The sequence below is a fragment of the Anaerobiospirillum succiniciproducens DSM 6400 genome (genome assembly GCF_000482845.1).
GTDB lineage: Bacteria > Pseudomonadota > Gammaproteobacteria > Enterobacterales > Succinivibrionaceae > Anaerobiospirillum > Anaerobiospirillum succiniciproducens.
Genome location: NZ_AXWV01000012.1, coordinates 51907 through 64223 on the forward strand (window position 1 = coordinate 51907; position 12317 = coordinate 64223).

The 12317-nt window shown below is 42.1% G+C and carries 4 protein-coding genes; all 4 read right to left on the reverse strand.

All coding sequences use genetic code 11. The annotated features are described in order from the left end of the window. Positions 1-821: 821 nt before the first annotated feature. A complete protein-coding gene (locus H524_RS0101100) occupies positions 822-5609 on the reverse strand; it encodes an autotransporter outer membrane beta-barrel domain-containing protein (RefSeq protein ID WP_156907499.1) in 4788 nt (1595 codons plus the stop codon). Between the two features lie 598 nt (positions 5610-6207). Further along, complete coding sequence (locus tag H524_RS13550) at positions 6208-7428, reverse strand: 1-acyl-sn-glycerol-3-phosphate acyltransferase (RefSeq protein WP_044121184.1); 1221 nt, start codon at positions 7426-7428, stop codon at positions 6208-6210. 580 nt (positions 7429-8008) lie between these two features. Beyond that, positions 8009-10180: a dGTP triphosphohydrolase gene (dgt, locus tag H524_RS16155; protein ID WP_052338827.1), complete on the reverse strand. Its 2172-nt coding sequence runs from the start codon at positions 10178-10180 to the stop codon at positions 8009-8011. Between the two features lie 219 nt (positions 10181-10399). Next, positions 10400-11719 (reverse strand): glucose-1-phosphate adenylyltransferase, encoded by a 1320-nt coding sequence (gene glgC, locus H524_RS0101115; protein ID WP_027938901.1) that lies wholly within the window; start codon positions 11717-11719, stop codon positions 10400-10402. Positions 11720-12317: the final 598 nt, after the last annotated feature.

Below are 12317 nucleotides of genomic sequence, written 5' to 3' on the forward strand. Positions count from 1 at the left end.
CTAGATCATTTCAACAAGATGCCTGCGAACGCTTAGTACCGCATAGGCCATGGATGCAATCTAGTCAATATGCTGCTTATAAGTTAGTTATTAGGCTCTATATGATGTACAAAAGATCGTAATTATATGGTGTGAGGTGGGAAGAACTCTAGATCTAGATGCCGCCATTTAGCTAAGACTAGGTTCTTTTTTTTATATGGGAGCAGCCTTAAATATCGGGGCTTAGAGGAGCCAACTGGCTTCTTTTTTTGAAATATAGACGGCCCAAAAAGAGAAAAGCCTGCCATTTGATTAATCCGTTCTCAAACAGCAAGCTTCTCATGGGTGTTATCCGTTTTTTTGTATGTTCAATTTTATAGATACTTTGTTAAATCTATATTAAGAAATGACTAGATACATTAGTGTATTTTGTGTATTGCATGCAAGATCACTTTTGAAAGCAAGCTCATATTTAAGGCATTGTTTAATGCCACCTGATGCATCAATTGTCATCAGTGCAATTTTCCACAGTATTAATCAAAACTTCACAGCCGCTTAATAGTTCGTAAGTAAGTGCAAATTCATCCAGATCGTGTCGCAACATATGTCTTTGAACAGCAACTAAAAAGGGAGCTACACTAGCTCCCATTTTTTAGTTTATTTACGCCAAGCGTGCACGAGAAACAATCTAGTATCTACAAGCTAGCCTAACAAAGGTCAGTGCCTTTTAGACGCGATTAGCATCATGGCATTGTTACGCATAGTATCGTGCTTCTAGACTAAATCACGTCTAAGTAGCTACTAGACCTCAAGCTAGATTGGAAAACTAGTTTCTCGTCCTTTTAGAACATATAGCTAGCTTGAGCCTTTAGGCCAAATGAGTTTGAGTTCTCAGCGCCAGAGATGTTGATACCTACGCTGGTATTGAATGCGCCATACTGAGCATTTAACCCAACAGTTGTACTAAAGGCAACATCATCTATCACCTCTGCTTCTAGGTTTAGTTTTTTACCAGCTATCAAGGTGTTGTACTCGGCATCGGTTCCAGCTGCATTAAATGTAATGGTGAAATCAGCTGTTGGTGCTAAGGTCCAACCATCGCTTTCAATCATGTGACAGAGGGTTACACCCACTGGTACAGAGAATACATGCTGAACATCAAAGTCAGTTTTAGCCTGAACACCAGTCTTGTTGCTTAAGTCGTAAGAGTCTGTATCAAGACGCACGTAACGAGCGCCAATGTGCGGTGTTATATCAAGCGCTTCAACAGAGATCTTGTAGCGACCTGTAAGACCCATGGATAAAGCAGTGGTATTGGTTGACGCATTGAGATCAAAGCCCTCTACATCGTGAGAGATATGAGTAATGGATGCATCACCAACTAAAGCAAAGCTGCCAAAGTTAGTTGCTGAGTAGACGCCCAAGCCATAGTAATCGAACTCATTTTTCAGTCCGTAGCCATTGCTATTACCCTCAGAATCACCTGAGCCAATGTTCAAGGTAGCACCAAAACACATGTTTGCATAAACAGTATCGGCACCAAAGGTTACACCCTTCATGTCGATATCCGCGCCATGTTTTCCACCCTGAGCGTTAAAGCCCTCTGATCCAATTGATTTGTACATTGGAGTCAGCCATACACCACGATCTGCCTCAGAGCCAGTGGCGATAATAGACTTAGAAGCAACATCTAGCGAAGCAGTGCGAGCAAGGATAGCTTCAGACATAGAGTTTACAGATGCCATAGCAGCTTGCTGAGCACCAGCATATGTTGCAGCATGTACTGCAGCATCAAGTTGCTTATACTTCTTTGCTTTAAGCATCGCCTCTACAAACTTATACCCCTGAGCATCACTGTCAAGCTTGCCCTGCAGTCTATCCATAATAAGGCCTAAAACTGGACTTGAGATACCAGCGTTTAGATCTGCCACCAAATTCTTATTGATTTCTAATTTGACAGATGAAGATGAACCTGCACTTAAGGTTCCGCTCAGCAAGCCGCCAAGGGATTCGACTTTAAACGATCCCTCAATTGTTGAGCTAGCACCATTAGATGTTGATATGGTTAGATCGTCATTCTCAACAAAGTCGCCAAGCAGAATAATCTTAGAGCCATAGATATCATCTACATCCGCACCTATGATTTTGCCGCCTGTTCCAGTAAATTGGATTGCAGCAGATTTCTTATCTGTACCAAAAGCCTTATCAGTCAGAACAAGAGCTGATCCTCCAACAAGCTTCACCTGATTAACTACTTTATACAGGTTAGCATTAGCAGCGTCCGCCAAGATACCGCCTGTTGAACTATCAATCTTTAGAGGCTTATTGATAAAAACCGCATTACCAACTCCTGAGAAATCTTGAATATGGTCATTAAATGAAGCAGGCTGCTCAAATCCTCCAGCATTTGACATATATTGCTGCAAGCCTTCTTTAAATTCTTCATTAGTTAAGCCAATGCCAAGAGCCGCGTTAAATCCTACTCCTATCGACGCCTTTAAAGTATCAGAACCTGTTGATGCTGTTTCGGAGTTTGCAATATCCTTGACGACAAGCGTAGAAGGCTCACTCATATAGCCTGTACCGACATGAACAATTGAGGCCTCCTTGAGTACTAGCTTATCAGCAGACATTTGCGAATAATAACCAGTGGTACCATTGTTGCCAATGCGCATGAGTTGATTAGTACCAAGAGATAAAGTGCCTACGTCAACAACAGATGGCACATTGTTGAAATTTATCTGGCCTGAGTAATTATTGGCAGGTGGATTAGAAAGATCACTAAATACTAACCTATCTGCTTTCAAGGATTTACCTTTAAATTCTATGGCTGCTGTAGTTACAGAACCATGAACATCTAATATTCCGTTAGCAAATACATTAATACTGTCAGCATAAACATCGCCAGACTCAACCATCAATGATGAGTTATCGGCAATATTAAGATTCTTAACTGCCGCACTAGCACTGCCTATTCCTGCACTTCCGTTTAGCGTGTCCTTAACAACTACATTGGCAGAAGCAGCAGTAATTAAACCTTTCGCATTTCGACCAATATTTACAGTTCCTTTTGAACCACCACCAGCAGAAGCAGTTATTGATCCTATGTTGCCATCTCCGAGCAGGGTAAGGGTGTTGTCAACGTCTTCAAACAATACCCCTCCAGTCTTTAAACCGTTATCAAGCTTAACGGAGCGGAACGCTGTAGCAAAAGGAGCATCAGTCTTTACGGATACGAAGTTGTTAGTATTCTTATTCTTATCTGCACTAGCATTAGTTAAGATAAGATTTCCACCTTGGCCTAACTTTAATGGTGAATCGTCACTAAGAAGAACATTTCCTACTGAGTAATTGGCAGATAAACTTTCGCCGGCGGATACCATTACAGTTTTATTGTTGTATGTATCGTTTTGAAGTCGTACTGGAAGATCTTTTAAGGTTAAATCTTCTGGAATATCACTTTTATCGATATTGAGATTATAAAAACCCTTGAAATTAGCTAGATTTTGAGCGAAATCATCATAATCGCTCTTGGACAAGCTCTCTCCCTTTGTGCTTTTGATAATAATAAGACCATCGCCACTTATGGCGGAGGCCTTGACCTTAGATGTGTCTAAGATATTTTTAAGATTAGCCCCTGCTCCATCTTTCTTAAAGATATCATCAAAGTCGAATACTGCTGACGCGCCTTCTTGAACAATAAAAGAATTGTTTGATGCTGAAGATAAATCTAACTTACCTGAGCCTACGGTACTTAATGTACCGGCTTTAAGTGTGTAACTGCTATCATTGGCAAGACTTAAAGTACCGCCAACATTCAGGAAGCTGTCTCCGTCTTGCTCCGCTTGACCTTTAGTTAAGGTCAAATTAGACACACTCCAATTTGCTGTATTTACATAAAGCTTTGCAAACGGAGCATCTCCTGATGAATTAAGGATAAGATCTGATGCTTTAACAACATTATTATCGCCAGAGCCATCTAGTGTTAAAGAGCCGCTAGAAACTGATAATGTCTTGAGCATAGCGCCATTTTCTGCGCTAATAGAATGATCTACTTCTATCTGAGCTCCTCCGGTAATGGAGAAGGTCTTTTCATTATGCGCACCAGAGCCTACTTCAAAAGTTTTAAATGCATATTTGACATCTCCATCAAACTGCGAGCCTAGAAACTTAGCATTGGCCATTCCGCCTGCAATTAATAGAGCTTTGTTGTTGCTTGATATAACATCTGTTAGCTTGCCTGAGGTATTGTCAACAAGATTTAATCCACTTGCACCAAGGTCAATAGTCCCAACATCGTTAAAGTCCAGAGTAATGCGTCCAGATGGAGTTCCTGTCAGCGTAATAGCGCCTGTGGTACCTAGCATTGGCTTGATATCAGAACTATGCACATTTAATATGCTAGTAGTGTTTGACGGATCAAACTTTATCTTAGAACCAGCAACAGTGGTCAATGTACCCTTTGCAAAAGAAGCTTTCTTTTTGAAAGTAACTTCAGCTCCAGACCCAATGGAAAGATTGAAGTCATCTTTTGCCTCCACAACCTTATCAACTTCAAGCTTGGATGGTGCAGAACCACCATTGAGAACAATCTTACCACTGCCTTTTAGCGCTAATACCTGAAGTCCATTGCCAGTTAATTTAGCTGTGCCGCCAGACACATTGATGGAACCAGCAGAAAATTGACCATCATAATCATTTTTGATAGTCAGCGTTTTGCCTTCGGCAACATTAATATTCGTGCCGTCTAACTTAAAAACATCATATGCTGTTATGTTGAGGTCACCTTTGGCATTGATGGTTCCACCTGATAAGAGGTTAAGAGTATCAGCCGCGATGGTGCCGCCATGATCTGAATCATAGTTCTCAATGACACCTCCGGTGAGATTCAGATAAATATAATAGTCACCACCACCAAGCTTAGCATTGTCAACAGTGCCATTTAAGAGCACCTTGCCACCAGTCATGTTGATCATTCTTGATGACGTAACACCAGAATTCTCTCCAATGACAATCTTGGCACCATCAGCAATAGTGAGAATGCCCTTTCCACCAAAAGCATTCAAATAGCCATAGTTAGTTAAATTAACTACAGCCTGATCTTCACCAACATCCTTGCCGCCAATCATTACAGAACCGGCTTGGAGTTCTGACGTGGCATTCTTAGAAAATCCACTAATATTTAAGGTACCGCCTGCATTAGTGAAGCTATTAATCGTGACTTTTGCAGTGTTGTTTTGAACATTCTCACCAATAGTAAGAGTTGGTAAGTTCTTTCCATCAGTAGAATTTATGCTGATTGAGGAGCCCTGCTGTACGGTAAATACACCTGGTTCACTACCATTACCATTAATGGAGTGCTGACCATTGGTAAGAGTAAGGTTGAAGCCATTTTGATTAACTGAAGAACTGCCGCCAACGATTGCTAAGACGTTCTCTCCCGTGCCGTCTAAAGTACCATCTGCAAGTTTGTCCCAATCCAAGATGGCCGCCTGAGCTGGTGCTGGTGCAACTGATACAACAGATGCTGCTACAGAAATGAGCGCAGCAAAAAGTGCTAAATTGGCGTTACGGAATATGGCGCGATACTGAGCCATTAAGAAAGTAATTGCTCGATTTGTTTGTTTCATATACGTATAAAGTAGGCGAACAAGCTGTCAAAATAGATCCTGTTTAAATGGCACAGGAGTTTGAGCTTGTAAGATAAGCATGTAAAAAGAATGGCTCAGATTGAGACATTCAAAATATGACTTTTTAAAATAAAAAGTGCATAACAAAGTATGAGATAGATTAGCACATTTGAGTTTTCATCAGTTAAACGTGCTTCTATTTGCTGCTAAAGATCTCAATAAGACTAATCTTAGATGACTAAATCAAAGAGTTATGTATAGACCACTATATGAGGGCCATATTCAACGAGATCTTAAATCTAGAGGCACCAACAGTACTTTCTCAAATATAGAGGCGTCAACAGATACTTTAAGGCAGGTATAGCTATCAGAATAAGGGCCGGGGATTCATTTTACTGTCTCACCCTTACCCTGATTTAGCTCGTCTTGTTAGCTAGCAATAATATCTTCGGGATCAAAAGGTGGCCAAAAGCTTTCGTACGGCAAAAGAACTGTGACTAAGATTAGCTTGGTAAGTGGGCGGGGGTTATGTAGGGTGGTGACAACAGTGCCACGTAAGTAGCACTGTTGTTGAGGAAATAAACTTTGGTACTAGTACTTAGCTAGCTTTGCTCTGTGCAGCAATAGCCTCATCAAGCTCGCCTTTTAAAGCGCGGTTGCGATTTACAAATGGGTAGGCGTACATCTGTAAGATAGTTGGACGTAAGTGCTCTGGGAAGCTGTCCATACGATTATTGAACTTAATCTTATCTTCAGAGCTGATGTCTGCTACATCGCTCTCATTAGCATAGCCTAAAGCTTTAGCTGCTAAGAGCACGCTTGGGTACATGGCATAGTTCTCATAGATGAACTTATCCATAATCGCAGCCAGCTGTGATGGAGTTTCAAAGTCCTGATCAATTGGCTTACCAGCTACGATGCTGATACGACCCTTGTAGTCCTTAATACCCTTGATGATGCTACGGATATCCTCGAACTCGCCCTTCTTATATTGGCCATTGTTCTGAGCTCTTTCATAAAGCTCAGCAGCTTTGGCTAAATCACCTGGATCATACTCGTAGGTAATGGATACTGGAACGACTTTGAGTGAACGCATGTACTCGCCAAAGCCCTTATGTTGCTTACGGCCATACATGTGCAGCATCTTGAGTACTGCCTCTTCAGTGCAATCATTACCATCCTTAGCGCGACCTTCTCGTTGTGCAATCCAGATAGAATGACCTTCTTTCAAAGAAAGACCAATGTAATGAGACAGATGAGTAACTTCTTTTAAAAGCTCACGTGGTGAGGTGATTGCTCTTTTTACGAGGAAGCTCTTATTTAAACGCATCAGGGCAGTAGCAGCTGGCATCTTTAAGAGATTATCGCCAATTGCAATGCGCATGGTGTTGTTGTGATAGTTATGCAATGCATAATCGATCAGAGCTGGATCTAAAGAGATATCACGGTGATTGGAGATGAACAGATAGCCCTGATTAGGATCTAACTTTTCAAAGCCCTTATAAGTGATGCCGTCAGTGGTAGTTTCGATCATACGATCGACAGCTTTAGCTACCTGTAACTGGAAATCTTGAATAGAGTGGATATTCGCAACGGCAGACTTAATGTACGCACGCACGCGCATACGCAGAATCGGGCCGATCCACTTACTTAAACGTGGGTAGCGGAGCCTGACTATGCCATTGACCAAGGACTCATCGTTTTGAATAACGGTCAACTCATGATGAGCTTCGTCATCTCGACATGGACGAATATCATCAAAAATTGCATCCTCACTTGACGTAACCTCTGCGTTTACATCGAGGACTTGTTCACTCATCAGTCAATACTCCTGCATAACTACTCTAAAGTTACCAGCACGGCCTACAGGCCTTAAACTTGAGCTTAATATAAGCCATACACATTTGCAGCATTTAAAGCTTATAAATGTGCTTACAATCCACCAAAGCCTCTAGCTGTAAACACTGATGTAGCGAAAACATCAGCGCTTGCAAGAACAGCTAAAAGCATAATTACCGATAACTCTTAGCTTCACTAGCTTACATATCTAGTAAAAGCGAATCTAAAGATCATAACAGCAATCATGCATCAAACAAAGCACATCATGTGCGTATAGTGCCTTGAGAGATGTTTTTTTCTCGTAAATTAGACGCACGCAACAAATTCAGAGAAAAACTAGTTGAGTTATATGCAACGTTGATCGTCAACAAACCATATTTTTTGGTCTGTAAAACATCACCTCACGCCACAAATACACAAAAGCTCTTCTACCCATAGATTTTAGGGAAACCAAACTGCCCTAACAGCTTGTATAGATACCCGGCCATGTTGACAGCCTGACAGGATATATATGCTTCAATCTAACCAATAACTCAATTGAGCTTAATGGGTAAAGGCCTTTAGATAATAGATGATGGCGATCTCAAACCTGAGAGAATGGAGAACTCGTGTGCTGCAAAGGTGTCAGTCATACCAGAAATATAGTCAATGAGCATACGAATACGTGAATACATCTCAGAGCTAGTACCAGCCTTTACGGCATCTAAATAGCCCTCCTTGCAACGCCTTGGAATGCGGTGCATTAAATGTCGAGAGTACATATCTCCTTCATCTGCACTGAGGCACTTGTAAAATGCATCTTCACTCAGTCCCAATAAATGACTATAGGCATTGAATAAGCCCTTGATGCAAGCTGCGCCCTGCATCTCTAAGGACATGACCTCATTATCCGTATAGATGGCCTTTTCTTCAAAGAGGCGAATAAACTCAACTGCCTTATGAGCATCATTACCGTAATAAGTAATATTTAGACGTCCCTCTTCAAAGAACTCTCGCTCATTTTCCTTAATGGTATTGACTATGTCTAAGATGTAATAAGTGGAAATACATTCTTTAAAGAGCGCAAGCAGTGCTCTAACACCAAGCTGCTCCATCATCTCAGTCAGAGGGATAGGATTGTTGCCATGCACAAGCTGCAGTACACCAAATGAATCATTCTTCATGCGGGTGTAAGCGTGCTTAATCATGTCCTCAAGTACCACATCTAAGCTGACCTTTTCATCAGAGTAATCAACTGTTTCATAGACACAAGCACTCTCACCTTTGCGATTGATGCGCACCTTCTTGCCGAAGTTGCCTTTCTTATCTTGCTTACTCTTTTGTGTTTTTACTGCCTCTTTATGAGCAGCGGTGATGTCGCTGCCATTTGCAGAGCCACTTTCTTTAGCTGCATTCTTGTTAGATGCGCTATCTTTAGCAGGTGCAGCAAACTTTAGTGAGGCTACCATCTCACTACTTAGACCGTAAGATAGCTTCTTATAGCCATTTGCGCAGGTACAAGCACTAATGCATTTATCGCATGTGGTGCTGCAAGCATTGAACTTAATGAAAGTAATGAGGCTATCAAAGAGATGATAAATCTCTTTGTCTTTTAAGACATGGCGATCATAGGCATCTTCAAGATCAGCAAGCACATATGCAAGATCATCACATTGCTCCATGATCAATGATAGCGGGTGACGCTTAGATGAAAGATTGCTTGAACGAATCATATCGAGCACTTCTTTCTCACTGATATAGCAGCCCACGTTAGCGTGGATCTTATCCTCACTAATAGAGCTTTCTCTAAGTTCCTTGCAGGTGTATGGAACCTTGATACAAGATGAAATCTGTCCTAAAGACAAATTGAGCTTATAAACAGTGTGAGCAAGTCTCAAGCCTTGAGCATTGCCATTAAAGGCTCTCAGATCATCGCTCTCTTCAGCGCTGATCTTATCGGCGTGCTTTTGAACCTCTTGCGTAATCCAATCACGAATTACCTGTTCACCAAAGTGGCCAAATGGTGGGTTGCCTATATCATGCAGATAAGCTGCAGTCTCAACACAGGTAACCATCTCATTGAGCAATGGGTTAACGTTGTGAATTTGTCCTGCAATAGCGTAGAGAGTATACCTAGCTAAAGCAGCCACCTCATTTGAGTGAGTCAAACGTGATCTTGAAGAGGCATTTATATCTAAAGGAAAGACTTGCGTCTTTTGTTGCATGCGACGAAATGGCGCACTCGTTATCACCCTAGCACGGTCTTCTTCAAGGTTGTAGCGTACTGCATAGCGGTACTGAGCAAAGAGTCGTCGATTTTGCAGATCGTCACTGCTCAAGAACTTCTCTACCTGTTCACGATCACCATCAGCTGCACTATAGCGACGATTATTAATGTCGCGTTTAACGTTGGTCACCGCCCTATCAGCAGCCTCTTGAGTGGTCATCTTGACGTTCTCATGGCTGTACAAAGATGAGTATGGCTTAAAGTGATTAACGAAAGTATCGTCTCTGTCTATGTCTTTAGAAAACAAGGTAGAGTCGCTTGAGAGCGGCTCAACTGTTTCGGATAAATCAGCTTTTGGATCTAAAGAGGCACGACGCAATAAAGCGCGAGACATGTCTTCATACACAGAGCGCTTAAAGAAATGTGGCGAGAAGTGCTGTGTAAAGAATGGCATATGAGTCGCGGAATAAAAGCGATCGCGACAAAACAAACTTATAAAGATCTCTGCTGATGTAATACGTTCCATGTACATATACCAATCAGTTTAATGCTGTGGTCACCAAGCTCGCATCTTGTGACTTACAGCAATAGCGTTAACACTTTGGCCGTCGTTATCTAATACTTAGATCTTGCCACAGCCTCTAAGACTCAAGCTTTTGCAAGATGCATAAATAAAAACAGCGGCATCCTTAGTTTTCTAAGAGAGCCGCTGCTTTGCAAAGTTAGTTAAAACTAGGTTTTAACATTAGTAAATTGGTGAGCTAGTTGCGCTGTACTCATCAAAACCTTCGTAAAGGTGTGGCTCGTTCTCACGCAGCTTATCAAGCATCTCGCGAGTTACTAAAACAACGCCTGCATCGGTACGGAAGAAGCGCTTAGCATCAAGAGTCGCGTTCTCACCGATGATGAGGTTACGTGGCAGCTCAACACCACGGTCTAAGATTACCTTAGTTAAGCGGCAGCCACGGTGGATTACGCAAGAAGGCAGAACTACAGTCTCATTTAAGCAGCAGTTAGAGTGCACACGAGTATCGGTGAACAGCACGCTGTGGCATAAAGAGGAGCCTGAGATGATACAGCCAGCGGAACATACGGAGTTCATAACCACTGATGAAGCACCGGAGATGTCCTGTACGAACTTAGCTGGTGGTAATTGCTCTTGATGAGTCCAAATAGGCCATACGGTATCGTAAACGTCCAGCTGTGGCTGAACAGCTGCGATATCCATATTTGCTTCCCAGTAAGCGTCGATAGTACCAACATCACGCCAGTAGCAGATGTCCTTCCAACCCTGGTTGCGGATGCATGACAGAGCAAAGTCGTGAGCGTGAACCTTATGCTGCTGAACTAATGCAGGAATGATGTCAAAGCCGAAGTCACGACGTGAGTTTTCGTTGTTAGCATCAGCGGTTAATACCTCATAGAGGTAGTCTGCATTGAAGACGTAAATACCCATTGAGGCTAAGGTGTGGTTCTCGTCATTAGGCATGCCTGGTGGATCCTTTGGCTTCTCGAGGAAGTCAGTAACCATGGCATTGTTGTCAATTTGCATACAGCCGTAAGCTGAAGCATCACAACGAGGAATAGCAATACAAGCAACAGTAACTGGGCAACCGCTCTTGATGTGGTCCATGACCATTGCGGTGTAGTCCATCTTGTAGATGTGATCAGCAGATAAGATCACAATGTACTTTGGCTTGTGGTTACGGATGATGTCGATGTTCTGGTAAACAGCATCTGCAGTACCTTGGTACCAGTGCTCCTCATCAATACGCTGCTGAGCTGGGAGAAGATCAATGAACTCATTGAACTGACCACGAAGGAATGACCAGCCTGACTGAATATGACGAAGCAGAGAGTGTGACTTGTACTGGGTAACAACACCAATACGAGTAATGCCTGAGTTTACACAGTTGGACAGAGCAAAGTCGATAATACGGAACTTGCCGCCGAAGAAGACAGCAGGCTTTGCACGATAATCAGTCAACATGTGCAAACGGCTTCCACGACCGCCTGCTAAAACCAGAGCTAATGTTTGTTTAGCCACTTCACGTGCGTTTTCCATCAATTGACCTCTTTTTCTTCAGCTTTCTATAAATTTGGTTTCAACATCCTATAGGCAACATCTTGTTGTAATTGCTTAGCGATGCGATGTTACCTTGAGTTGCTGTCAGTACAGCGTGTTTGTTCTGCCATCATGCCTGTCTTAAGTTAAGCATACAGCAAGCGGTAAGTTAAAACTTTACGCTGCCATGCTTATAAAACTTCTTTTATAGATAAGATCACCTTGATCTTGCACTCGCTATCTGCCCTTTATTTTAAGATCTTAAGATCTGATGGGCTTTTTATATAACCATTTTGGGCGGTGCTTTTCGTATCTTTATGGGATCTTATCTAAGTGCTAAAGACACAGCGCATATGATGGCGCTTGTCAGTTGTGTTCCAATTGACCAAAAAGTCGTAAGAGCTTCACTAGCGTAATCTCCTAGTGCATCTGACAGGCTTTTGAGTAATGAAAACTACAGTTGTTATTAGCAGATGTAAGAAACTTATATGCTGATTGTGCAACATCAATACTAAATAAGCTATTGCAGCACACTCCTTTTGTGAGAATACTCAAAGAATCATGTAGCTTTCTTGGATCCAAGAAAAATTGGCTACTC

What these genes read in the sequence shown, in the direction of transcription:
- dgt (WP_052338827.1), bottom strand. Translation starts at nt 10,180, where the DNA reads ATGGAACGTATTACATCAGCAGAGATCTTTATAAGTTTGTTTTGTCGC.
- H524_RS0101100 (WP_156907499.1), bottom strand. Translation starts at nt 5,609, where the DNA reads ATGAAACAAACAAATCGAGCAATTACTTTCTTAATGGCTCAGTATCGC.
- H524_RS13550 (WP_044121184.1), bottom strand. Translation starts at nt 7,428, where the DNA reads ATGAGTGAACAAGTCCTCGATGTAAACGCAGAGGTTACGTCAAGTGAG.
- glgC (WP_027938901.1), bottom strand. Translation starts at nt 11,719, where the DNA reads ATGGAAAACGCACGTGAAGTGGCTAAACAAACATTAGCTCTGGTTTTA.